The sequence below is a fragment of the Streptomyces sp. NPDC096205 genome, from assembly GCF_044763135.1.
Lineage (GTDB): Bacteria > Actinomycetota > Actinomycetes > Streptomycetales > Streptomycetaceae > Streptomyces.
The window spans coordinates 593,627-616,343 of sequence record NZ_JBIWFS010000005.1 but is presented as its reverse complement, the minus strand read 5'-3'; the positions used below and the strand labels follow the sequence as shown (position 1 = coordinate 616,343).

20 protein-coding genes are annotated in these 22,717 nt (G+C 72.7%); 7 read left to right on the top strand and 13 right to left on the bottom strand.

Annotated features, from left to right (window positions below; translation table 11 throughout):
- Positions 1-217: 217 nt before the first annotated feature.
- The 3 genes from ACIQ6Y_RS22080 to ACIQ6Y_RS22070 all read right to left on the bottom strand — a co-directional run bounded on the left by ACIQ6Y_RS22080 (position 218) and on the right by ACIQ6Y_RS22070 (position 3,902).
- Positions 218-2,872 carry an ATP-binding protein gene (locus ACIQ6Y_RS22080; protein ID WP_404041497.1) on the bottom strand — a complete coding sequence of 885 codons (2,655 nt, stop codon included), beginning with the start codon at positions 2,870-2,872 and terminating at the stop codon, positions 218-220.
- 11 nt (positions 2,873-2,883) lie between these two features.
- Entirely contained in the window at positions 2,884-3,297 is a 414-nt protein-coding gene (locus ACIQ6Y_RS22075; RefSeq protein ID WP_404041495.1) for a hypothetical protein, read from the bottom strand.
- Between the two features lie 92 nt (positions 3,298-3,389).
- The gene (locus ACIQ6Y_RS22070) at positions 3,390-3,902 is read right to left on the bottom strand and encodes a GNAT family N-acetyltransferase (protein ID WP_404041493.1); all 513 of its coding nucleotides are present in this window, start codon (positions 3,900-3,902) and stop codon (positions 3,390-3,392) included.
- A gap of 86 nt (positions 3,903-3,988) precedes the next feature.
- On the opposite strand from ACIQ6Y_RS22070, the gene ACIQ6Y_RS22065 reads away from it, so the two are divergent.
- The 4 genes from ACIQ6Y_RS22065 to ACIQ6Y_RS22050 all read left to right on the top strand — a co-directional run bounded on the left by ACIQ6Y_RS22065 (position 3,989) and on the right by ACIQ6Y_RS22050 (position 7,698).
- Positions 3,989-4,972 (top strand): GlxA family transcriptional regulator, encoded by a 984-nt coding sequence (locus tag ACIQ6Y_RS22065; RefSeq protein ID WP_404041492.1) that lies wholly within the window; start codon positions 3,989-3,991, stop codon positions 4,970-4,972.
- A gap of 78 nt (positions 4,973-5,050) precedes the next feature.
- A complete protein-coding gene (locus tag ACIQ6Y_RS22060) occupies positions 5,051-5,656 on the top strand; it encodes an isochorismatase family protein (protein ID WP_404041490.1) in 606 nt (201 codons plus the stop codon).
- Positions 5,657-5,778: 122 nt separating this feature from the next.
- Positions 5,779-6,306 carry a DM13 domain-containing protein gene (locus tag ACIQ6Y_RS22055; protein WP_404041488.1) on the top strand — a complete coding sequence of 176 codons (528 nt, stop codon included), beginning with the start codon at positions 5,779-5,781 and terminating at the stop codon, positions 6,304-6,306.
- A 99-nt stretch (positions 6,307-6,405) separates the two neighbouring features.
- Positions 6,406-7,698: a flavin-containing monooxygenase gene (locus ACIQ6Y_RS22050; protein ID WP_404041487.1), complete on the top strand. Its 1,293-nt coding sequence runs from the start codon at positions 6,406-6,408 to the stop codon at positions 7,696-7,698.
- Between the two features lie 66 nt (positions 7,699-7,764).
- Here the strand turns inward: ACIQ6Y_RS22050 and ACIQ6Y_RS22045 are convergent, their stop codons facing one another.
- The 9 genes from ACIQ6Y_RS22045 to ACIQ6Y_RS22005 all read right to left on the bottom strand — a co-directional run bounded on the left by ACIQ6Y_RS22045 (position 7,765) and on the right by ACIQ6Y_RS22005 (position 16,803).
- Entirely contained in the window at positions 7,765-8,889 is a 1,125-nt protein-coding gene (locus ACIQ6Y_RS22045; RefSeq protein ID WP_404041485.1) for a tryptophan dimethylallyltransferase family protein, read from the bottom strand.
- Positions 8,890-9,175: 286 nt separating this feature from the next.
- Positions 9,176-10,507 carry a cytochrome P450 gene (locus ACIQ6Y_RS22040; RefSeq protein WP_404041484.1) on the bottom strand — a complete coding sequence of 444 codons (1,332 nt, stop codon included), beginning with the start codon at positions 10,505-10,507 and terminating at the stop codon, positions 9,176-9,178.
- 10 nt (positions 10,508-10,517) lie between these two features.
- Positions 10,518-11,111 carry a GTP-binding protein gene (locus tag ACIQ6Y_RS22035; RefSeq protein WP_404041482.1) on the bottom strand — a complete coding sequence of 198 codons (594 nt, stop codon included), beginning with the start codon at positions 11,109-11,111 and terminating at the stop codon, positions 10,518-10,520.
- Positions 11,086-11,463, bottom strand: coding sequence for a DUF742 domain-containing protein (locus ACIQ6Y_RS22030; protein WP_404041480.1), 378 nt, complete (start codon positions 11,461-11,463; stop codon positions 11,086-11,088). The genes ACIQ6Y_RS22035 and ACIQ6Y_RS22030 overlap by 26 nt, the downstream gene beginning before the upstream one ends.
- Entirely contained in the window at positions 11,460-11,861 is a 402-nt protein-coding gene (locus tag ACIQ6Y_RS22025; RefSeq protein ID WP_404041478.1) for a roadblock/LC7 domain-containing protein, read from the bottom strand. The genes ACIQ6Y_RS22030 and ACIQ6Y_RS22025 overlap by 4 nt, the downstream gene beginning before the upstream one ends.
- Positions 11,858-13,030: an ATP-binding protein gene (locus ACIQ6Y_RS22020; protein WP_404041476.1), complete on the bottom strand. Its 1,173-nt coding sequence runs from the start codon at positions 13,028-13,030 to the stop codon at positions 11,858-11,860. The genes ACIQ6Y_RS22025 and ACIQ6Y_RS22020 overlap by 4 nt, the downstream gene beginning before the upstream one ends.
- A gap of 306 nt (positions 13,031-13,336) precedes the next feature.
- Entirely contained in the window at positions 13,337-14,335 is a 999-nt protein-coding gene (gap, locus tag ACIQ6Y_RS22015; protein ID WP_404041474.1) for a type I glyceraldehyde-3-phosphate dehydrogenase, read from the bottom strand.
- A 126-nt stretch (positions 14,336-14,461) separates the two neighbouring features.
- Positions 14,462-15,421 (bottom strand): GlxA family transcriptional regulator, encoded by a 960-nt coding sequence (locus ACIQ6Y_RS22010; protein ID WP_404041473.1) that lies wholly within the window; start codon positions 15,419-15,421, stop codon positions 14,462-14,464.
- A 35-nt stretch (positions 15,422-15,456) separates the two neighbouring features.
- On the bottom strand, positions 15,457-16,803 hold the full coding sequence (locus ACIQ6Y_RS22005; protein ID WP_404041471.1) for a 6-phospho-beta-glucosidase: 1,347 nt from the start codon (positions 16,801-16,803) through the stop codon (positions 15,457-15,459).
- 166 nt (positions 16,804-16,969) lie between these two features.
- On the opposite strand from ACIQ6Y_RS22005, the gene ACIQ6Y_RS22000 reads away from it, so the two are divergent.
- The 3 genes from ACIQ6Y_RS22000 to ACIQ6Y_RS21990 all read left to right on the top strand — a co-directional run bounded on the left by ACIQ6Y_RS22000 (position 16,970) and on the right by ACIQ6Y_RS21990 (position 20,268).
- Positions 16,970-18,238 (top strand): amidohydrolase family protein, encoded by a 1,269-nt coding sequence (locus ACIQ6Y_RS22000; protein WP_404041469.1) that lies wholly within the window; start codon positions 16,970-16,972, stop codon positions 18,236-18,238.
- 25 nt (positions 18,239-18,263) lie between these two features.
- Complete coding sequence (locus ACIQ6Y_RS21995; protein ID WP_404041468.1) at positions 18,264-19,538, top strand: amidohydrolase; 1,275 nt, start codon at positions 18,264-18,266, stop codon at positions 19,536-19,538.
- A gap of 79 nt (positions 19,539-19,617) precedes the next feature.
- Positions 19,618-20,268, top strand: coding sequence for a GntR family transcriptional regulator (locus ACIQ6Y_RS21990; RefSeq protein WP_404041467.1), 651 nt, complete (start codon positions 19,618-19,620; stop codon positions 20,266-20,268).
- Between the two features lie 167 nt (positions 20,269-20,435).
- Here ACIQ6Y_RS21990 and ACIQ6Y_RS21985 read toward each other — a convergent pair whose 3' ends face one another.
- Complete coding sequence (locus ACIQ6Y_RS21985) at positions 20,436-22,697, bottom strand: hypothetical protein (RefSeq protein ID WP_404041465.1); 2,262 nt, start codon at positions 22,695-22,697, stop codon at positions 20,436-20,438.
- Positions 22,698-22,717: the final 20 nt, after the last annotated feature.

The following is a 22,717-nucleotide window of genomic DNA, read 5'->3' as shown; positions in this document are numbered from 1 at the left end:
CCGGCGGCGCGGGGCGGGGGCCGCGGGGCGCGGGGCCCCGCCCCCCCGGCGGCCGGCCCCCCCCCCCCCCCCGGGGGGGGGCGGGGGCGGGGGGGCCCCCCCCCCCCCCCCCCCCCCCCCCCCCCCCCCGCCCGTTTCTGCCTTGTCCCTCCCGCTCAGTGGGGGAGCTTGAAGCGTGAACGGGACGACGGCAAGGGGTTGGTGCGGACCAGGGGGTCTACAGCAGGCCGGCCTCCCGGAGCCGGGCGCGCGTCGGCCAGTGCAGCTCGCGGCCGACACGGGCGGAGATGCGCACGGCGCCTCGCGCCTCGCTCCTGGCGTCCTGGCCCAGCCCGTACTCCTTGAGAGCCAGGGCGAGCGCCACCCCGGCGGACACCTGACCCTCCTCGTCGCCCGCGTCGACGGCAGCCTCCTTCGCCTCGGTGGCGACGTCCAGCGCCTCCGACACGTCGCCGATGGCCAGCAGGCTGTAGGTGAGGAGCGTCTTGGCCCGGGACACCCCGGGCAGATCGAGGTCCGCCGCGAACAGCTCGGCCGCCCGCCGCGCCTCGTCCGCGGCCAGGTGATGGTGGTGCAGTGCCGTGTGCGCCGCGGAGAGGTTCACATGCGTACGCGCGAGATCCCTGCGTCGGTGCACGCCCCGATAGACGCTGATCGCCTCCTGATAGAGGTGGACCGCCGGCTGGTAGTGACCTGATTTGTGACGCAGCTCGGCGAAACGGCTGAGCGTCGCCGCGACGTGCTCGGGCGAGTCGAGGAGTCGCCACGCCGTCAGGGAGAGGCGCTGCGCCCGTGCGAGATGCTCCGCCGGAGCGCGCAGTTGCCGGCGCAGGGACACCACCGTGTTGGCCGTGTCGAACGCGATCGCCGTCAGGACACGGCAGACCTGCTCGCGCCGCGACCGCTCGGCGCCCGCGGAGCGCTCCAACGGTTCCAGGGCGGCCTCGATGCGATCGAGAACGGCGACGACCCGCTCCCGCCGCACCCAGTGCCGGGCCTTGACGAGGTGGGTGTGGGCCTCCAGCAGGGCGTCACCGTGCAGCCGCGCCAGCCGCAGCGCGTCCTTCAGGGGCTCCGTCACCAGGAACTGGTCGAGGTCCGCCGCGGACGCCGTACCGGCGAGCTCGTGCAGGAGCGGAACCACGGCGAGCGGCTCCGCCCCCGCCGGACCGGACGAGACCTGCTGGGCCGTCCGCCACAGTTCGGTGAGCTCGTCGTGAGCCGCGCCCAGATCGTTCTCCAGTGTCCATTGCAGCGCGTCCACGTCCAGGTCCAGGAGCAGCTCCGCCGCCGTGGCCGGCTCCGCCCCGCTGACCTGTGCCCCCAGCTCCCAGGCCCGCCCCGCCAGGGACCACAGCGTGCTGTCGGCGTCGGACGACGCGGACGCCACGTCGGCGATCCGGCGGGCCGTCTCCCCGAGCTCGGCCGTCTGGCCGCGATGGCGGTGCAGTTGGACGAAGCCTTCCAGGATGCGCAGCGCGGCGTCCACGTCGTCGAAGGTCACTCCCACCCCGACCGCCGCCTGAAGATTGGGCTGTTCGCGATCGAACCACGCCAACGCGTCCTGCACCGCCGGGGAGTCGGGGGCCCGGGCGCTGTCCAGCACCTGGGCGGCGGCCGCCGCCTTGACCGCGTAGTGGTCCAGCAACCGCTCGGCGGGCTGGTGCTGGTCGTCCCCGTTCCTCGCCATCAGCTCGATGGCGTAGTCGCGGATGAGGTCGTGCTGCCGCCAGGCGCCCGCGCCGACATGCTCGATCATGTGGGCCCGGCCCAGCTCGTGCAGCAGGGGACGCGCCTCGGGCCCGGCGAGACCGAGGAGCAGGGCGGCCGTCTCGATCCCGAAGTGCGGGCCGGGGTTGAGCGGCAGCAGCCGGAACAGACGGGCCGGGCCGGGCGGCAACCGGTGGTACGACAGGTCGAAGGCGGCCCGCACGGCGCGCTCCCCGTCATCGAGCACGTCGAGCCTGCTGTGCGCCCGCTCCAGGTCGTCCGCCAGCTCGCCGGGCCCCAGCCCGGGGGCACCCGCCAGCAGGGCCGTGGCGATGTGCAGCGCCAGCGGCAGATGCCCGCACAGGTCGCACAGCCGCACCAGGCCCGCCCGGTCGTCGTGGACGCGGGAGTCCCACGCCGACAACTGCTCCAACTGCTGCCTGACCAGCCTCAGCGAGTCGGCGCCCGCCAGCGTCCTGAGGTCCAGCGTGCGCGAGCCCCGTACGGCCAGCGTGTGCCGTGACGTGATCAGCACCCGGTGCCGACGGGACCGCGGCAGCAGGGCGGCGATCTGCTCGCTCGTGGAGGCGTTGTCCAGGACGAGCAGGACGCTGCGGCCCCGCTCCGCGAGGTCGTCGAGCAACCGGTGGTACTGCACCGCCTGGTGCTGCGGGGCGACCGTCTCCGCGGCTCCGTCCTCCAGCGCGTGCAGCAGGGGGCCGTACATCTGCTCCGGCCGCACCCGCTGCTCGGGCTGGAGGGCGTAGCCGTTGAGGTCGATGAAGACCGCGCCGCCGGGGAACCAGCCGCGGGACACCGCCTCGGCGGCGCCGACCCGGGCCAGCGCGGTCTTGCCGATCCCGGCGAGCCCCGCCACGGCCGACACCACCACCATCGCGGACGCCTCGTGCGTGGGGTCCAGCACACCGAGGACGGACTCCACCTCGGTGTCCCGGCCGACGAAGACCTCCCCGACCGCCTCCGCGGCCGGCCGCACGCGCTCGACCACGACCACCGCGTCCGGCACCTGCGCATGGTGGTGCACCTCGGTGATCCGCACGTCGTGCCCGGCCTGGACGACCCTGCCGCCCGAGGTCGCGAGCGCGGACAGCCGTACCGCGTCGGCGTGTGTACGGCCGTCGGATCTGTCGGGCGACGGCACCGGCCGCTCCGTCAGCGCTCGGTGATGTTGATGTCGCGGCCCGACTGGTAGACACGGCCCCCGTCGGTCGCCCGGGCGTGCATCCGGACCGTGCCGACCGCCGGCGCGGGCGGCGCGGAGTCGAGGCGCTGTGTCAGCCGGTGCAGTTCCCGGGCCAGTTCCTCGGTGCGCGCGGTGTCGGCGAGCAGCAGTTCCAGCAGCCTGCGCTGCCACAGAGCGGTCAGCTCACCGGCGGCCGCCGTGGCGTCGTCCGCCAGCAGGCCCGTGCGGGCCTCGGCCAGCTCGGCGTCCACCGCCGATGCCTCCTCGGGGCGGACCCGCCGCCACACCGAGACCACCCCGGTGCGTGCCTGCTGCCACGCGTCCGTGGCCATCGCGGCGACCAGCGCCGACCCCGCCAGCTGTGCGACCGTACTCGGATCCATGCCCCACACCCCCGTGCCGCTCAACGTCGCTGTCTGGCAACCCAGCGTAGATCGAGGCGAGTTGAGTGTCAGTCGGTTGCGCCGAGGCGGCTTCAGCGCACGAGTTCGTCCGCCAGGAGGTCCATCAGCAGGCCGTCGTGCCAGGTGCCGTCGGCGCCGCGTTCGTACTGGCGCATGATGCCGACGGGGCGGAAGCCGACCTTGGTGTAGCAGCGGATCGCCGGGGCGTTGTCGGCGGCCGGGTCGATGACGAGCCGATGGTGGCCGTGGTCGTCGACGAGATGGCGGGCCAGGGTGCGGACCGCGTCGGTGCCCAGGCCTCGGCCATGGACGGAGGGGTCGAGGAAGAGGTCGATGCCGGCGTGCCGGTACTCCGGGTCGTCCTCGGCGTACCACTGGATCAGGCCCGCGATCCGGCCCTCGGTCTCGATGGTCAGGACGTGCGTGCCGGGGTCGGCCAGATCCTCGGCGACCTCCGCCGCCAGGTCGTCGCCGCCTCGCCACCGGGCGCGAACCTCGGGGGTTGCGCGGATGGCCGCCAGGGCGGGGACGTCGTCCTCGGTCGCGGGACGCAGGACGACGTGGGTGCCATGCAGGACGGTCATGGCAGGACCCTACCCGGGGATGTGGTGTCCGGATGTGACAGAAGACCGTCATTGCGGTCGTGGGCGGGGCGGCCGACCATGGAGACATGTCCACGCACCGCCGAGTCGTCATCGCCGTCTTCCCCGATGTCGACCTCCTCGACGTCACCGGCCCGGCCGAGGTGTTCGCGCTGGCCAACCGGGAGACCGGCGGCCGGGCGGGCTACGCCGTACAGCTCGCGGCGCCCACCTGCGGCCCGGTGACAACCTCGGCGGGCGTACGGCTGGTCGCGGACGTGGCCTTCGACGACGTCGACGGTGTGCTGGACACCCTCCTGGTGCCCGGCGCGGTGGACGTACTGCCGGAAGGGCCGGTCGCGCGGATCGACGAGGACGTCGTCGCGTGGGTCAAGCGGATCGCGCCCGAGGCACGGCGGGTGGCGTCGGTGTGCGTGGGCGCGCACCTGCTGGCCGCGGCCGGACTGCTGGACGGCCGGACCGCCACCACGCACTGGTCGACGGCCGCTCAACTGGCCGCCGAGCACCCGGAGGTGACCGTCGACCCCGACCCCATCTTCGTACGGAGCGGGTCGGTGTGGACCGGGGCGGGCATCAGCGCCTGCATGGACCTCGCGCTGGCGCTGGTCGCCGAGGACCTCGGCGAGGAGGTCGCGCTCGCCGTGGCCCGGCAGTTGGTGATGTACCTCAAACGCCAGGGCGGGCAGAGCCAGTTCTCCGTCCCGCTGAGCCGGCCCCCGGCCGCCCGCCGGGACATCGACGAACTGCGCCTGCACATCGCCGACCACCTCGACGGCGACCTGTCGACCCCGGCGCTCGCGGCGCGGATGTGCCTGAGCGAACGTCACTTCGCCCGGGTCTTCCGCCAGGAGACCGGCACCACACCGGCCGCCTACGTCGAGGCCGCCCGGGTCGAGGCGGCCCGCCGGCTGCTGGAGAGCACCGACCAGCCCCTCGACGAGGTCGCCGCCGCCTGCGGACTGGGCTCGGTGGAGACCCTCCACCGGGCGCTGCGCAAGCAGCTCGGCACGACCCCGGCCGCCTATCGCCGCCGCTTCCGCACCAACGCCTGAGCGGCGGCGGCCCCCACTCCACACGGGCGCTCACCATGCCCGTTCTCTCAACACCCATCACAAGCAAGGAGCTTTGCCATGCCCGTTTCCAGCACCCTGCGTGACGTCATCGGCCTCGACGGCCGGCTGCCCCGGCTGGCCGACGCCACCGTCGTCCTGATCGACTACCAGAACACCTACCGCACCGGCGTGATGGCCCTCGAAGGCGCGGACGAGGCCCTCGCCGCCGGTGCCCGGCTGCTGGCTGCCGCCCGCGCGGCCGGTGCCCGGGTCGTCCATGTCGTCAACGACGGCGGCCCGGACACGCCTTACGACATCCGCGCCGAGATCGGCGCCATCAGCCCCGAGGTCGCCCCCGCCGACGGCGAACCCGTGGTGGTCAAGCAGTTCCCTGACGCCTTCCGCGACACCGACCTGGAGAAGACGCTGCGCGAACTCGGCGCGGGCGAGGACCTGGTGCTGGCCGGCTTCATGACCCACATGTGCGTCACCTTCACCGCCCAGGGCGCGTTCGCCCAGGGCTACCGGCCCGCCGTCGTCGCCGAGGCCTGCGCCACCCGGTCGCTGGCCGCCCCCGACGGCACCGTCGTCCCCGCGGCCGACCTCCACACCGCCGCCCTCACCACCATCGGCGACCTCTTCGGCACGGTCGCCCGCACGGTGGACGACCTCACCCGGCCCTGATTACCGGAGTCTTACGGCGCCGCCGCGGCGGTTTCGCGCGGGCGCGGCGGCGTGTTGGCTGGGCGCATCGGGGGAGTGGCCGACGCACGGCCTTCCCGCCCAGTCCCCGCAGGAGGTTCCCGGTGTCCCGCGTGTCCCGTCGTACGGCCGTCTTCGCCGCCCTGGTGACCGCGGTCGCCGCCGCCGTCGTGCTGTATCTCTTCCAGCCCTGGAAGGCGTTCACCGACACCAGGGTGGAGGAGGCACTGCCGACGGCGGCCGGCCCCACGAGGCAGGACGCGGCGCCGAAGCAGGACAGGACGCCCGAGAACCTCGCCGAGGGCACCTTCGTCACCCACGAGCACGACACCAGCGGCACCGCCCGCACGGTCCGGCTCGCCGACGGCGCCCGGCTGCTGCGCCTGGAGGACCTCAGGACCTCCGACGGCCCCGACGTACGCGTCTACCTCTCCACCCGGGACGCCGACGAGGTGCGCTCGGGGCTCGGTGACGGGGCGGTCGAGCTCGGGGAGCTCAAGGGCAACCTGGGCGACCAGAACTACACCGTCCCGGCCGGTACGGACCTGTCCGGGTTCCGCAGCGCGGTGCTGTGGTGCAAGCGCTTCTCGGTCTCCTTCGGCGCCGCCGACCTCACCCCCGTGGCGGGCTGACGGACTCCCGGACTCCGGTGTTCCAGATCACCGTGTGAGGGAGGAGTGGGTGGGGCAAGGATGTTCCCTGCTGTGCAAATGACACTTGTGGGGGAATCCTTGAGCGTGTGTGTGATCGGTGCCGGGCTGTCCGGGCTGGCCGTCATGCGGTCCCTTCAGGAACGGGGCATCGACCATGTGTGCCTCGAGAAGGCCTCGGACGTGGGCGGGATCTGGCGGCAGCCGCAGGCGGGTGAGCGCGGGCCCGGCTACCTGGCCCTGCACCTGAACTCGGCCAAGGAACTCACCGCCTACACCGGCTTCCCGATGCCGGACTCCCTGCCTCTCTACCCCCGGCACAGCGACATGGCGGCGTATCTGCGCTCCTTCGCCGCATGGGCCGGCGTGCAGAACCGGATCGAGCTGCGCACCGAGGTGCTGTCGGTGCGTCAGAACGCCGACCTGCGCTGGTCGGTGGTCAGTCGGGACGCCGAAGGCGTCGAGACGACGCGGCAGTTCGATCACGTGATCGTCGCCTCGGGACACAACACCGAGCCCCACCTGCCCGATCCGCTGCCCTCCGGCGCCGACTCCTTCGGCGGCAAGATCCTGCACGCCCTCGACTACCACGACGGCCGCGACTTCGACGGGCAGCGCGTGGTCGTCGTGGGACTCGGCGCGTCGGCCGTGGACATCGCGGCCGATCTGTCCCGGCACGCGGCACGGACGGTGCTGTCGGTGCGGCGGGGGCTGCACATCCTGCCCAAGCAGCTCTTCGGCATGGCCCTGGACCACATCGCCAACGCCTCGTGGTGGACCCGGATGTCGCTGCCGGAGCAGCGCCGCTTCATCGAGCAGGCCCTGTTCGTGGCCCGGGGCAGACTGGCCGACTACGGCCTTCCCGAGCCCGACCACCCCATCTTCGCCTCGGCCGTGACCATCTCCGACGAGATCCTCAGCCGAATACGCCACGGGTCGGTGACGCCCCGCCCGGCGATCGCCTCCCTGTCCGGCAACCAGGTCCGCTTCACCGACGGCAGCCACGAGGAGACGGACGCGATCGTCTACTGCACCGGCTACCGCATGGCGTTCCCGTTCCTCCCGGCCGGCTGCCCGGCCGGGCAGCGCGGGTCGGTCGAGCTGTACAAGCGTGTCGTGGCGCCCGACCGGCCCGGTCTGTACTTCGTTGGCCTGGTGCGGCCGGTGGGGACGATCACCCGGCTCGTGGAGGCGCAGAGCGAGTGGGTGGCCCGGGTCGTGGCCGGTGACGCCCGGCTTCCGGCGCCGGAGGTCATGCGCAAGGAGATCGACGCGCATCTCGGGGTGATCGCCGAGCGGTACGGGGAGAGCGAGGGCTCCTCCCTCCAGGTCGACGTGGTGCCCTATCTGCGTCAACTGGGCGCGGACGACTGAGCCGGAGCCACGGGGGACAGGGTGCGGGCGACACTGACCGCACCCTCTCGGCAGGTACCTGGCAGCCTAGTGGACCAGTGCGTTCCGCTGCGGCGGGACGCCCGTCGGGCGCCGCACGGCGTACGCCTCCGACGAGATGTAGACCGTCACCCGCGGCGCCTTGCCGCGCTGGTGGGCGAGCGCCAGGTAGGCGATGAGCCCCACGCCGTCCTCCAGGCGGCGCCCGGTGACCGCGGGCAGGGCCCGGACCAGCGGCTCGGGGTCCATGCCGTAACGGTTCAGCAGGGCTGTGGCCCGCTCCAGGGCCTCCCCGTCGTGCGGGGCGTAGTCACGGACGGGGATGTACAGGGTGAACCCGTCGGGCGTACCGGTCGTCGAGTCGGTCAGCACATGGCAGGACTGCCCGGGCCGCCGGTCGAGCCGTACGGGCACGCCGTCGGCGCAGCCGGTGGCCGTACGGAAGAACTCCTGGATCTCCGCCCGGTCCGGTGCGGGCGCCATCCGCGACAGGCCGGCCGCCTGCCGGGCGGTGAGGCCCTGGTGGGCGAGGTAGACCTTGACCCGCGGTACCTCCCAGTCGCCGAGGTCCAGGGCGAAGAACAGATGCCGCCCGCTCTGCGGCAGCGCGGCGAACGCCTCCCGGTGACCGAGCCGGTGCAGCGCCTCCCGTACGGTGGCCGCGGCGTGCTCGGGACCGGAGGCGGCGGGGTTCAGATACACCTTCACCTTGGGCACCCCGCCGGGCAGCAGCTCCAGCGCGCACCACAGGGCCAGCGGCCCCTCGGCGTCGGGCGGCAGGAACAGGTCCGCCAGCTCGTCGAGCCGCCCGGTCGAGAAGCCCCAGCGCCGCCCCATGGCCTGTACGGCGTCCAGGCCCGCGCGGCCACTGAGCGCCGGGCGACCCGCGCCGCACCCCGGCTCCAGCAGCACGCGCAGTACGGGCGCCGCGCCCGCGGTGAACGACAGGGAGAACTCCACCGGTGTGTGGTCGTCGGACAGGAAACTCAGCGCGGGCGGCGGCTCGTTCAGAGGCCGGGCGGCCACCGGACCGAGCGCCTCGAGCAGTACGTCCGCGTAGGCCGCGGCGTCGCCGGACGACAGGCCCGCTATGTCGCACAGCCGCAGCAACTGCCCGGCGGTGAAGGCGCCGAGCGCCGGCGCGGCGGAAGGGGTGACACGACGGCCCGTCACCGGCGCCCCCCACGTCTGGGAGCGGTGGCCGCAAGAAGATACCCGCCTGCGGAGGCGGGTATCTTCCGAGCGTGGAGGTGGAGCGGCATGGCGCCGCTGGGTATTCGATGCACGACCCGTCCTTTGGCTGATAACCGATGCAAGGTCGCGCAGTTGATTACCCGAGTGCCGGATGGTTCATGCGGTACCGGTGATTCCGGAGGGTGTTGCGTGAATCACTTCGTCCGCTTCTTGCGTGTCTTCCGTTTCTCGGGTGTCCGCCGTGACTCACGTGTCCTCTCCGGGCTCACTTCGCGAGCCAGGAGAGGAACTGGCTCCACAGGCCCGTGCGTTCGGCCTTGGGCGCCGCCTCCGACGCCTGCTGCGCAGCCTGCTCGGCCGGCCGCCGGACCGGCTGTACGGGGGTGAAGCGCGCGGGCAGCGTGACCAGGCCCCGGTTGAACGGGCCCGGGCGCCACATCAGGCTGTCCTCGGGGACGGCGAGTTCGATGTCGGGCAGCCGGTTGAGCAGGTGCTCGACGGCCGTGACGGTGATCTGGCGGGCGATCTCCTTGGACGGGCAGGCGTGCGGGCCCGCGCTCCAGGCGAGGTGCGCCCGGTTGCTGCCGGCCTGCCGCGCGGCCGCGAGCGCCGGGCCGGTGTTGGCGGCGGCGAAGCTGACCAGCACCAGGTCGCCCGCCGCGAGCTGCTGCCCGGCGAACTCCATGTCGGCGGCCGGGTAGTGCGCGGCGAGGTTCTGCATGGGCGGGTTCTCCCACAGCGTGTCGTCCATCGCCTCGTCGATGAGCCCGCCGCGATGGGCGTACGCGTCATCGGTGAGCAGCCGGTGCAGGGTGTTGCCGATGAGGTTGCGCAGCGGCTCGTTGCCCGCGACCATCAGCAGCGCCAGCTGATGCACCATCTCCCCGTCGTCCAGCCCGGACTGGTGCTGCATCATCCAGGAGGCGACGTCCTCGCCGGGCCGGGACCGCTTCAGCGCCACCAGCTCGCCGATGGCCCCGAACATCACCTCGGCCGCCTTCTCGGCGTTGACCCCGTCGAACATGCCGGTCGCGCCGAACAGCACGCGGTCGCCGATCTCCGCCGGGCAGCCGAAGAGTTCGTTGAACACGAACAGCGGCAACTGCCGGGCGTAGTCGCCGAGCAGGTCGACCGAGCCGCGCGGGCCGAACTGTCCGAGCAGGTAGTCCGAGACGCGCTCGGTGCTCTGGCCCAGCTTGCGTGCGTCGACGCGCGCCATGCTGTCCGTGACGGCCTGCCGCAGCCGCAGATGCTCGGCGCCGTCGGTGAACATGCAGTTGCTGCGGTAGGCGAGCACCGGCACGACCGGGCTGTCGGCGGGGATCTTGCCGTCGTTGAGGTCCCGCCAGCGGCGCGCGTCCTTGCGGAACGAGCCGGAGTCCTGCAGGAGCTGGAGCGCCGACTGGTAGTCGGTGACGAGGGTCGCCTCCACCCCCGGAGCGAGTTCGACGGGCGCGGCGGGCCCGTAGTGGCGCAGATACGTGTAGTACGCCTGCGGATCGGCCGCGAACTCAGGCCCGTACAGGGGCACTCGGCCACCGGAGCCGTGCGCCGGGCACCCGGGCGGCGGCACGGGGGCGGGGGAACGGTCGTCCATGTGCTTGCTCCTAGGAGGCGCGGTCCAGCAGATAGCGGACCAGGGTGATCAGTGCTTGGGCCGACGATTGCTCGTCGCGCGCGTCGCAGGTGACGACCGGGGTGTCGTCGAGCAGGTCCAGCGCCTCGCGCAGGGCGCGCTCCTCTCGCAGGGGCGTGGTGTCGAAGTGGTTGACGGCGATGGCGTAGTCCAGGCCGTAGCTCTCGATCAGGTCGATCACCGGGAAGGAGTCCGCGAGCCGCTCGGGGTCCACCAGCACCAGGGCTCCCAGCGCGCCCCGGGCCATGTCCTCCCACATCTGCACGAAGCGCTGCTGGCCGGGTGTGCCGAACAGGTACAGCACGACCCGGTCGCTGATGGTGAGGCGCCCGAAGTCCATGGCGACCGTGGTGGTGGTCTTGCCGGAGACTCCCTTGAGGTCGTCGACGGACTCGGCGGCCCGGGTCATCGTCTCCTCGGTGGTGAGCGGGACGATCTCCGAGATCGAGCCGATGAACGTGGTCTTGCCCACCGCGAAATGCCCGACGACCAGGATCTTCACGGCCGTCTGCTGCGCTCCGCCGCGGACGTAGGCCCGTTCATCCAAACTTGGCCCTGAGACCATGCAGCACCTCCTCCAGGATCTGCAGGTCGGCGACGGGAGCGCGCTCGACCGGCGGGCGGGTGAGGAGATAGCCGCCCTCGACGAGCGAGGACAGGACGATCTTCACGACACCCAGGGGGAAACGGGTGTGCCCCGCGATCTCGGCGACCGAGAGATAGCCGGCGGAGCAGATGTCGAGAAGCTGCTGCTCCTCGGGCGACAGGCGGGTGGGCCGCTGCTGGTGGTCCTCGGCCGCCGTGACCAAAGTGATCAGCGAGAGCTGCTGTTCATCGGGTAAACCCCGACCACGGGTGATCACATACGGCCGGACGAGTTCGGCGGCCTCCGGCTCCCACGCGTCCGCCCCGCTCATGACGAGGCACCGAGGTTCTCGCGGGGCGGCGTCGTCAGCGCCTTGCCCAGCTGGCCGACGAGCTGCTGCATCCGGAAGGTGATGTCGGCCATGTCGACGTCAGGGGTGGCCGAGACGCCGAGGTAGGCGCCTTCGCCGGCGGATATCAGGAACACCCAGCCGCCGTCGAACTCCACCAGCGTCTGCCGCCACTTCTGGTTGTCACCCTCGCAGAAGAACCCCAGCGACCGGCTGAGCGACTGCACCCCGCTCATCGCGGCGGCCACCCGGTCCGCGTTGTCCTTGTCGAAGTCCTTCGTACGCGCCATCAACAGACCGTCGGCGGAGATCAGGACCGCGTGCAGGGCGCCGGGAATCTCCAGGGCGCTGTCGAGCATCCATGCCAGATCGTCGTTCACGAGACCTCATGTCCTTCAGTGCCTGCACCAGGTGTGCCGTTCGTCTGCTCCGCGGGATCCGCGTCCGGGGTCGTGGCGCGACCGGACTGCGTACCCCGCTGGAACGCACCCATGATCGCCGCGGTCTCCGCGTGCGAGCGGGCCGGGGCGGGGGAAGCCGGGGCGCTGCCCGGCACGATCGTCATCGGCCGCTTGCGGCGCCGCTTGGGCAGACCGTCGGCCGTCGAGGCGAGGGGCGCGGCGGGCTCGGGGCCACCGCGGGCGAGCCCGGTGGCGGCCGGGGCGCCCGCCGCGGGCACGCGCTTCTCCGGTGTGCTGGTGAGCAGTTCGTGGGGGAGGAGGAGGACGGCGCGGACACCGCCGTAGGGGGAGCTGGAGTCCACCGACACCTCGAAGCCGAAGCGCTCGGCGAGCACGCCGACCACCGCGAAGCCGAACTGCGGCGGGTTGCCGAGCGCGGAGACGCCGGAGACCCGCTCGGTCGACAGCAGCTTGGTCGCCCGGGCCCGCTCCTCGTCGTTCATGCCGACGCCCGCGTCGTCGACGACGATGCAGATGCCCTTCGGCACGGTCCTGATGTTGATCTCGACGACGCTGTCCGGGCTGGAATAACTGGTGGCGTTGTCGAGGAGTTCGGCGAGGGCCAGGGCGACCGGTTCCACGGCGCGGCTGGTGAGGGCGAAGTCCACCTGCGACAGAATTTCCACCCGCCGGTAGTGGCGGATCCGGCCCTGTGCGCTGCGGACCACGTCGTAAACCGAGGCGACATCGCGCTGCCGGCCGAGCCAGCCGTCGCAGAGCACCGCGATGGACTGGGCGCGGCGGCCGAACTGGGAATTGGTGTGGTCGATTTCCAGGAGGTCCTGGAGAATCGCCGATTCGCCGTACTTGTTCTGCAGTCCCGAGATGACCAGTTGCTGTTCCGCGGCGAGACCCTGAAGGGTGCGCATCGCGGATTTCAGAACCGTCTTCGTCGCTTCCTCGGCCTGCTCCTGAGCCGCCTGGACGGATTTCGCGTAGTCGGTCTCCAGCTCGGAGTAATGGACCCTCAGTCCGTCGACGTCCTGCCGCAGGGACTTGGCCGCTCTGCGCTGGCGGACAAAGGCGGCGACCGCGACGAGGGTGGCGACGAGGAGAGCCCACACCAGTGGGTTCTGTATGTACGTCATAAGACTCTCTTCAGGCCTGACGGTCAGATGGTTGAATCTCCGCCAATGCGGGGGTGAACCAGCGGTGCGCCTATCTGAACCGCACTCCGCAAGTGCGGGGTGATCGTATCACCACAAGAAGTAATGACGATCCGTCAATACCCTTGCTGCTTCGGTGTATTGGCGGGTATTGGCGTGTAATCCGGGAAAGCCGCGCTTGTGCGGCGGTCGGGGGTGATTCCGGACGATCACCCCCGAAAGCGTGCCCCCGGACAGCCGAACTCCCCGCCCGGGCAACCCTGGACGGGGAGTTCGGCCGACAGCGGCTCAGCCTGCGGCGAGCAGCTCCAGCGTGTCGATGACGCGGTTGGAGAAGCCCCACTCGTTGTCGTACCAGGCGACCACCTTGACGTGGCGCCCGTCGACCCGGGTGAGCTCGGAGTCGAAGATCGAGGAGGCCGGGTTGCCGGTGATGTCGGCCGACACCAGCGGGTCCTCCGAGTACTCCAGGATGCCCGCCAGCGGCCCCTCGGCGGCCTTGCGGTACGCGTCCAGCACCTCCTCGCGCGTGACGTCCCGGGCGACGGTCGTGTTCAGCTCGACGATCGAGCCCACCGGCACCGGCACCCGGATCGAGTCGCCGGACAGCTTGCCGTCCAGGCCCGGCAGCACCAGGCCGATCGCCTTCGCGGCGCCCGTCGTGGTGGGCACGATGTTCACACCGGCGGCGCGGGCGCGGCGCGGGTCGCGGTGCGGGCCGTCCTGGAGGTTCTGCTCCTGGGTGTAGGCGTGCACGGTCGTCATGAAGCCGTGCTCGATGCCCGCCAGCTCGTCCAGCACCGCGGCCAGCGGGGCGAGCGCGTTCGTCGTGCAGGAGGCGTTGGAGACGACGGTGTGCAGCTCGGCGTCGTACGCGTCCGTGTTCACCCCGTACGCCAGCGTCACGTCGGCACCGTCCGACGGTGCGCCCACCAGCACCTTCTTCGCGCCCGCGTCGATGTGCGCCCGGGCCGCCTTCGCCGAGGTGAACCGGCCCGTCGCCTCCAGCACTAGATCCACGCCCAGCTCGGACCACGGCAGCTGCGCCGGCTCACGCTCGGCCAGCACCTTGATGCGCCGGCCGTCCACGACGAGGGTGTCGCCGTCGACGCTCACCGGACGGCCCAGGCGCCCCGCCGTGGTGTCGAAGGCGAGCAGCCGCGCCAGCGTGGCGGGCTCGGTCAGGTCGTTGACGGCGACGATCTCCAGGGCGCTGTCGCGCTCCAGCAGGGCGCGCAGCACATTGCGGCCGATGCGGCCGAAACCGTTGATGGCGATGCGGGTCATGAGTGGTGTCCCTCGGTCCTTGTCTCGTCCCTTGGTGCGTCACCAGCCTCCCGCGCGGCGCCCGCCCATGACCCGGGCGAGAGCGCCATGGTCCGCAAGGATCGCGCCAACGCCTGCGGGGCGGCGTCACTCGCCCTGGGTGAAGGTCCGCCGGTACTCGCTCGGCGTCGTCCCGAGCACCCGCTGGAAGTGCATCCGCAGATTGGCCCCGGTCCCCAGCCCCACGTCGCCCGCGATCTGCTCCACACTGCGCCCGGAGCGCTCCAGCAGCTCCCGCGCCCGGTCGATCCGGGCGCGCATCACCCACTGCATCGGCGTGTACCCGGTGTCCTCGACGAACCGCCGGGAGAACGTCCGCGCCGACACCGCCGCGTGCCGGGCGAGGGTCTCCAGAGTGAGCGGCTCGTCCAGCCGGCGCAGCGCCCACTCGCGGGTGGCGGCGAACTTCTCCCCGAGCGGCTCGGGCACCGTCCGCGGCACGTACTGCGCCTGCCCGCCGCTGCGGTACGGCGCCGCGACCAGGCGCCGGGCCGCGTGGTTGGAGGCGGCCACCCCGAGGTCGCCGCGCAGGATGTGCAGGCACAGATCGATGCCGGAGGCGGCCCCCGCCGAGGTCAGCACGCTGCCCTCGTCCACGAACAGCACGTTCTCGTCGACCTCGATCAGCGGATGCCGTTCGGCGAGCGCCCGCGTGTAGTGCCAGTGCGTCGTGGCCCGCCGCCCGTCCAGCAGCCCCGTCGCGGCCAGCGCGAACGCGCCCGTGGAGATCGCCGCGAGCCGCGCGCCCCGCTCGTGCGCCGCGATCAGCGCCTCCACCACCGCCGCCGGAGGGTCCTCGCGGTCCGGGAACCGGTAGCCCGGCACGAACACCACATCGGCCCAGCCGAGCGCGTCCAGCCCGTCCGCCACGTGGTACGACAGCCCGTCCCCGCCGGTGACCAGACCCGGCTCCGCCCCGCACACCCGCACCTCGTACGGCATGCTCGCCCGGGTCGTGAACACCTGCGCCGGGATGCCCACGTCCAGCGGCTTGGCCCCTTCGAGCACGAGGACGGCGACACGACGCAGACGGGAGGAGGACGACACACGCCCAGCGTACGAGGCCCACGCACCCCCGGATCTCAGCTCAGGTAGGCCAGCCCCGGATGCACCGCGCGGTAGGAGTCGACCAGCCGCCGCGCCACCTCCACCGAGTCGACCAGCGGGTGCAGGGCGAAGGCCTTCACAGCCGCGGCCCGTGAACCCGACGCGGCCGCCGCCAGCGCCTCGCGCTCGACCGCCTTCACCGCGCACACCAGGCCCGTCGCATGCGTGGGCAGCGGCGAGACGGCCACCGGGTGGGCGCCGTTGCCGTCGACCAGACAGGGCACCTCGATGACCGCGTCTTCGTCGAGGACGGACAGCGTCGAGCGGTTGCGGACGTTGAGGATCAGCGTCGTGCGCTCGTCCCGGGCGATGGCCCGCATCAGCGCGAGCGCCACCTGCTCGTAGCCGCCGGACTCCGTCAGCGACGCCTCGTCGCGCTCGCCGGCGCCCGCCGCCTCCCGGTTCTCCGCCATGTACGTCGCCTCCCGCTCGGCCCGGGTGGCGTCCCAGGTCGCCAGCGCGGGCGCGGCCGGGTCGCGCATCCGGTCGTAGAAACGGGCCTGCTGCTCGCGCAGGAACGCCCCGCGCGTCTGCGGGACCTCCTGATACGCCTTCACCGTCTCGCGGTTGAAGTAGTAGTAGTGCAGATACTCGTTGGGGATCGCGCCCAGCGACTGGATCCACTCCGGGCCGAAGAGCTTGCCCTCCTCGAAGCTGCCGAGCAGTTCGCGGTCCGCGAGCAGTCGCGGGAGTTCGTCGCGGCCGTCGATGCGCAGACCCCGCAGCCAGCCCAGGTGGTTGAGGCCGACGTAGTCGAGCCACGCCTCCTCGGGCCGGGGCGCCCCCAGTGCCCGGGCCACCCGGCGGCCGAGGCCCACGGGGGAGTCGCAGATGCCGATGACCCGGTCGCCGAGGCGCCGGGACATGGCCTCGGTGACCAGTCCGGCCGGGTTGGTGAAGTTGATGAACCACGCCTGAGGGGCGAGCGCGGCGACCCGCCGGGCGATGTGGTCCACGACCGGCAGCGTGCGCAGCCCGTACGCGATGCCGCCCGCGCCGACCGTCTCCTGGCCGAGCACGCCCTCGGCGAGCGCCACGCGTTCGTCCGCCGCCCGGCCCTCCAGACCGCCGACCCGGATCGCGGAGAACACGAAGTCCGCACCCTTCAGGGCCTCGTCGAGGTCGGTGGTGACCGACACCCGTGGCGCGTCCGAGTGCCCCGCGGCCTGTTCGGCCAGCACCCGGGCGATCGCGGACAGCCGCGCCGCGTCGAGGTCGAACAGGGTCACGTGCGTGACCCGGCCCTCGGCGTGGTCGCCGAGCAGAGCGCCGTACACGAGCGGTACGCGGAAACCCCCGCCGCCCAGGATGGTCAGTTTCACGCTGCGACAGTACCGGAGGCGTCTGACATCGACAGATGTCCCGCAAAATGGGATACCAAAAGCAGCCGTGGTGTCTGAGGAGATGGTGTGCAGTCGATGGACAGCCGAGTTTTGGTATACAAAACTGCCGCCCAGTACCCCGCACCTCCGTCCCCCGGGAGCCGTCATGTGTCTGGCATCCACCCCGCCCCCCTCGCACCGGATCACGCGCCGCGGCGTGCTCGCCGGTGCCGCCGTGCTGGCCGGCACCGGGGGCGTCCTGTCCACGGCCGGGCACGCGGCCGCCGCGCCGCGGGAGCCCGCCGCCGAGAGTGACCTGGTCATCGACGGCGGCACCCTGCTCGACCCGGCCACGGGCGAGGTGACCGAGGACGCCGTCGTCGTGATCCGCGCCGGGAAGGTGCACGGCGCCGGACCCCGGGGGAAGGTGCGCGTCCCCGCGGGCGTCACCCGGCTCGACGCGCACGGGGGCTGGGTGCTGCCGGGTCTCGTGGACGCCCATATCCACCTCAGCACCGTCGCCGAGGCCCGCCGGGCGCTGGCCGGCGGGGCCACCACCGCGCGCAGCGGCTCCACGACCTTCTACCAGGACATCGCTGTCCGGGAACTGGCCCGCAGGCTCCCCGACCAGGCCCCGCGCCTGGTGGCCGCAGGCGTCTTCGTCACCCCGCACCTCGGCGACTCCGTGCTCGCCGACCCCGAACTGGCCCCGCTCGCCGTCCTGCCGGACGGAGTGCGCTCGGCCGAGGCCCTGCGGCACGTCGTGGGCGTCAACCTCGCGCGCGGGGCCGACGTCATCAAGACCCGGGTCAACGAACGCGCCGGGCTGCCGGAACAGGACCCGCTGACGCAGGTGTACTCCCACGACCAGCTCGCCGAGATCGTGGCCGCGGCCCGCCGCGGCGGCAAGGGAGTGCTGTGCCACAGCTACAGCGAGAAGGGCTGCGACGACGCCGTCCGGGCCGGCATCCGCTCCCTGGAACACGGCGTGTTCGTCGGCGAGCGCACCCTGCACGAGATGCGCCGCAGGCAGACGTGGTTCACCCCGACCCTGACCGCCATCGCCGGGCTGGCCGACGACCCCGACCCGGTCCTCGCCGAACGCGGCCGCACCTACCTGCCGATCCTCAAGCAGGCGGTACGGGCCGCGCACGAGCTCGGTGTGCCGCTCGCCGCGGGCACCGACTCCTCCGGCGGCGAGGTCACCCCCGTCGGCCGGGAGGTCGAACTCATGCACGCGGCCGGGCTCACGCCCCTGGAGGCCATCCGCACCGCCACCACCGGCGCGGCCCGCCTCCTCGGCCTCGCCTCCACCGTCGGCCGGCTGGCCCCCGGACACGCCGGCGACGCCGTCGTCCTGCCCGGCGACCCGCTGGCCGACCTGTCGGTCCTCACCCGCCCCACGCACGTGGTGCGTTCCGGCCGCCTCCGCTGAACAGCCACCTCACCGAAGGGAAGCCATGACGCCTCCTCCGCTCTCCCGGCGCACCGTCCTCGCCGGGGCCGCCTCCGTGACGGCCGCCGGCGCGCTGACCCAGCCCGCAGCGGCCGCCCCCCGAAGGGCTGTCGTCTACCGTGACGTACGGCCCCTCGGCGCGGGCACCCCCGTCGACCTCACCGTCGTCGACGGACGCATCAGCGCAGGCCCCGCCCCCAGGGGCGCGAGGGTCGTCGACGGCGGCGGGCGCATCGCCCTCCCGGCGCCCGTCGACGCGCACATCCACCCCGACAAGACCACCTGGGGCGGCCCCTGGGTGTCGCGCAGGCCCGCGAGCACCATCGCCGAGTACGTCGAGCAGGACGTCGAACTCTTCCGCAGCCAGGACCGGTCCGTCGCCGAGCGGGCCTACGGGCTGATGGCGCACGCCGTCACCCGCGGCACCCGGGCCATGCGGGCGCACGCGGACGTCGCCCCGGCCTACGGGCTCGCCGGGGTGGAGGGCGTCGCCGCCGCCCGCGACCGCCTCGCACACGCGCTGGACGTCCAGATCGTCGCCTTCCCGCAGCACGGCGTCGTCCGTACCCCGGGCACCGCCGACCTGCTCACCGAGGCCGCCCGCAGCGGCGCCGTCGACGCCATCGGCGGCATCGACCCCAGCAGCTTCGACGGGGCCATGGACGAACAGCTCGACCTGGTCTTCGGCCTCGCCGACCGCTACGGCACCGACCTCGACATCCACCTGCACGACTCCGACGCGGGCGGCGTGGCCGTGCTGCGCGCCATCGTCGACCGCACCCGGGCGCTGTCCCTGCGTGGCCGGGTCACCGTCAGCCACGTCTTCTGCCTGCCCTTCCTGCCCGACGCCGAACTCGCCGGCCTCGCGGGCGACCTGGCCGAACTGGACATCTCCCTGACGACCGTGGCGCCCAGCCGCGACCTCGTCCTGCCCATCGCGAAGCTCCGCGAGCACGGGGTGACGGTCGGCCTCGGCTCCGACGGCGTCCGTGACTCCTGGAGCCCGTTCGGCAACGCCGACATGGTGCACCGCGCCCACCTCCTCGGCTGGGTCACCGACGTACGCCTCGACGACGAACTGCGCGCCTGCTACGACGCCGCCGCCCACGGCGGTGCCGACGTCATGGGCCTGCCCCGCGCCGACCTCACCCCGGGCAGCCCCGCCGACTTCGTCCTCGTCCGCGGCGAGTGCCTGCCCCAGGTCCTCGTCGACATGCCGCCCCGGGACTACGTCGTCCACGCGGGCGAGATCGTGGCGCGGGACGGGCGCCTGCTGTAGCCGCGTTCCCCGGGCGCTAGGGTCGCTGTGCCGCGTGTGACCGCCGCGGCACAGCGGTCCGTACGGGAGAAGGGCGAGCATGACTGCGTCTGGGGACTTCACCCCTGAGTCGGAGCGGGTGACGCGGCAACTGCGCGACGAGATCCTGGACGGAGTACGCCGCCCCGGCAGCCGGCTGGTCGAGCGGGAGGTCGCCGAACACCTGGGGGTCAGCCGCCTCCCGGTCCGCGACGCCCTCAAGGCGCTCGTCGCCGAGGGCCTGGTCACTCCGAGGCCCCGCAGCTGGGCCGTGGTCCGCGAGTTCAGCCCCAGCGACGTCGCCGACCTCGACGAGGTCCGCTCCGCCCTGGAGACCCTCGCCTTCCGGCTCGCCGCCCAGCGGCACACCCGGGCCGGCCTGGAACGGCTGCGGGCCGACCTGGACGCGGAACTGGACGCCGCCCGCGCCGGTGACGCCGTACGCGCCCGCCGCGCCGCCGCCGACTTCCACCAGACCGTCACCTCGCTCGCCGCCAACGAGCTGCTCAACGAAATGGAACGCGTCCTGCGCAGCCGTATGCGCTGGCTCCTCGGCCAGCACGACGACCTGCTCGGCATCGCGCGGGAGCACGAGTCCCTCTACGACGCCATCGCCGCCCGCGACGTCGACCGCGTCGAGGCCCTCGTCCTCGCGCACCTCACCACCAGCCGCCGCGCGATCACCAGCCGCCGGGACCGGGAACGGGACTGACGCGTCGCACGCCCTGGCGGGCGGTGCTGCGGGGGGAGGCACGCGAGCGCGGGGGGCGCACGGCCGCCCCGCATCTCACGTGGTCGGCGAGGAGAGCGAGAGGACTACATCAAGGAGTGGTGAGAAGGAAGCCCCCTCATGGCCTCGCCGTGGACCCACGCTAACAGTCATGCGGGGATCATGTCCCGCAGGTTTTCCGGGGTCACGACCCGCGAGTTGGGGTGCAGCCCCTCGGGCCGGGTGAGGCCCAGGAAGGTGACCGGGCCCGGCGGCACGGTCGTACCGTCCCACAGCGTCACGGAAGACGCCCGCTCGGCCAGCAGATCCACCAGGTGACGGACCGTCAGGCTCTCGTGCTCCATGACGCCCCGCAGCAGCGCGGCCACCGTCACCCGGTTGCCCTCCACGCGGTTCGCCGACGGGTGGCCCTTCAGATACACGTGCAGCCACTTCGCGTGCCAGCGGCCGTCCGCGTCGCGGGCGAACACCAGCGGCAGCGCCACCCGTCCGGGCCCGCGCAGCTCCGATTTCAGCCGTACGGTGCGCGGTTCGAAGGGACGGCCCTGCTGCTCGGCGTCGCGGAGCATGAACCCGAAGAACGACTCCTCCACCTCCTCGAAGTCCTCGCCCGAGTAGACGTTGACCTGGGGCACGATGTACGCACCCCGCACCGCGCCCAGCCGCAGATCGATGAACTCCGAGGCCCCGTCGGGTGCTTCGGTGATGTCTCCGGAGTGCACGCCCTCGACGGCCGTCAGCGCGGTCCACGACAGCCAGGACATGGTGGTGTGGTCGGCGGAGAGCAGAAGCGCCGAGAGGTCGTAGTCGGTGGTGCGGCGACTCTGCTTCCAGTACATGAAGAACCGCAGCAGCTCGCCCTCGACCCGCGACACCGAGCCGCGCGGCAGCACCCCGAACCCCGACGCGGCCGCGCGGCCGCTCAGCGGAAGGGCCACGTCCAGCATCTCGGGCTCGACCAGCAGATGGCCGGGGTCCGGCAGCCGCCGCGCGGTCTCCGCGTCCAGTGCGGCGACGAGCGCCTTCCGCGCGCTGTCGGGCACCGGCGGACGGCCGTCGGCCGCCACCCATGCGCCGCCCGCACGGTTGACGAAGACGCGCCGTGGGGCGGGTGTGGCTGGCCGCTGCGGGGCGCTTGCGGCGGGAGGCAGCCGGCCGTTCTCGACCTCGGCGAAACGCTGCTGGTCGTTCTCGACCTCGGCGGAACGATTGTGCAGATGCTCGCGCACGGACAGCAGGACCCGGCCGGACACCTGGCCGGCGGTGCGCCGCGCCGCGGCGACGACGGCGTCGCTCTGCTCCTCGTCGGACGCCGTGCGCAGCAGCCGGTCCAGGGAGCGGTAGAGCCTGCCCGGCGCGGTCGCCAGCAGCTCCGCCGCCCCGGCCACGTCGCCGTGGGCCAGCAGCTCCTCCACACGGCTGTCCAGGGACGGCACCCGGCGTTCGCCGCGCGCGACCTCGAACACGGCGGCCGCGTGCGGCCGGCGAGGGTACTCGTGCGGGTGCAGCCGCTCACCGAGCCGCTTCCACCGCTCCCGGTGCACCGCCACATCGGCGAGCTTGGCGGGGGAGGCCTCCACCACCGCGTCCAGGCCGTCGATCAGAGCGCGCCGCGCCGGCCGGGACAGCCGGGCGAACCGCGTCGGCTCCCGCAGCGTGACATCGCCGTCCGACAGCGCGCACGCCAGGCGCAGCACGTCCGTCACCGTGTCCAGCAGCAGCGGGCAACCGGCCTTGAGGCGGGCCGCGTTCACGATCGCCCGGTTCTCCCGCACGGGGATCTCCGCCGGCTGCGGCCCCTCGGCGCACGCCCCGGCCAGTGTCCGCAGGTCCCCGAGGTGCTCCTCGCCGAGCGGCGTGACACTCCCGGCCAGCGCCAGATACAGCGCGGTCGCCTCGGACTCCAGGGTGCCGCCGAGGTGCAGCACCGTGACCCGGTCTCCCGCGGCGGGGATCAGCTCGGCGTGGGCGGCGAGCATGTCCTCGTACGTGTGCTGGTACCTGCCGTACGACGGCAGCGTCAGCAGGTCGACGACGCCCTCGCTCAGCTGGTCGAGCGTCCCGGCGCGGGAGGCCTCGTCGGCGAGGGCCTCCGTGATGCAGCGCATCCAGAAGTCGTAGGTGTCGGGCACGTTGGCCGGGAAGTCGCGGAAGTAGGTGTTGTGCCGGACGTGATCACCGACCATCTCCCGCACGGTGTCCAGAGTGTGGCGCGCCGTCTCGACGACCGTCGCCTCCGGCAGGCCCGCCAGGTGCTCCAGCAGCTCCGCCGACAGCTTGAACCCGACGGACATCAGAGCGCCGTCCAACTGCCTGGCGACGGTGAGACTCTGGCGCCAAGTCACGTCGGCCGATGCGACGGGGACGCGACGAGTGTGCCGTACGACCAGGGAAGCGAGACGGTGATCCATCCGGCCATGCTGGCAGAGCG

Excerpts from the sequence above, each read along its gene's own strand:
- ACIQ6Y_RS22075 (WP_404041495.1), bottom strand. The coding sequence starts at position 3,297 with ATGGATCCGAGTACGGTCGCACAGCTGGCGGGGTCGGCGCTGGTCGCC.
- ACIQ6Y_RS22070 (WP_404041493.1), bottom strand. The coding sequence starts at position 3,902 with ATGACCGTCCTGCATGGCACCCACGTCGTCCTGCGTCCCGCGACCGAG.
- ACIQ6Y_RS22065 (WP_404041492.1), top strand. The coding sequence starts at position 3,989 with ATGTCCACGCACCGCCGAGTCGTCATCGCCGTCTTCCCCGATGTCGAC.
- ACIQ6Y_RS22060 (WP_404041490.1), top strand. The coding sequence starts at position 5,051 with ATGCCCGTTTCCAGCACCCTGCGTGACGTCATCGGCCTCGACGGCCGG.
- ACIQ6Y_RS22040 (WP_404041484.1), bottom strand. The coding sequence starts at position 10,507 with ATGGACGACCGTTCCCCCGCCCCCGTGCCGCCGCCCGGGTGCCCGGCG.
- ACIQ6Y_RS22035 (WP_404041482.1), bottom strand. The coding sequence starts at position 11,111 with ATGGTCTCAGGGCCAAGTTTGGATGAACGGGCCTACGTCCGCGGCGGA.
- ACIQ6Y_RS22030 (WP_404041480.1), bottom strand. The coding sequence starts at position 11,463 with ATGAGCGGGGCGGACGCGTGGGAGCCGGAGGCCGCCGAACTCGTCCGG.
- ACIQ6Y_RS22020 (WP_404041476.1), bottom strand. The coding sequence starts at position 13,030 with ATGACGTACATACAGAACCCACTGGTGTGGGCTCTCCTCGTCGCCACC.
- gap (WP_404041474.1), bottom strand. The coding sequence starts at position 14,335 with ATGACCCGCATCGCCATCAACGGTTTCGGCCGCATCGGCCGCAATGTG.
- ACIQ6Y_RS22000 (WP_404041469.1), top strand. The coding sequence starts at position 16,970 with ATGTGTCTGGCATCCACCCCGCCCCCCTCGCACCGGATCACGCGCCGC.
- ACIQ6Y_RS21995 (WP_404041468.1), top strand. The coding sequence starts at position 18,264 with ATGACGCCTCCTCCGCTCTCCCGGCGCACCGTCCTCGCCGGGGCCGCC.
- ACIQ6Y_RS21990 (WP_404041467.1), top strand. The coding sequence starts at position 19,618 with ATGACTGCGTCTGGGGACTTCACCCCTGAGTCGGAGCGGGTGACGCGG.
- ACIQ6Y_RS21985 (WP_404041465.1), bottom strand. The coding sequence starts at position 22,697 with ATGGATCACCGTCTCGCTTCCCTGGTCGTACGGCACACTCGTCGCGTC.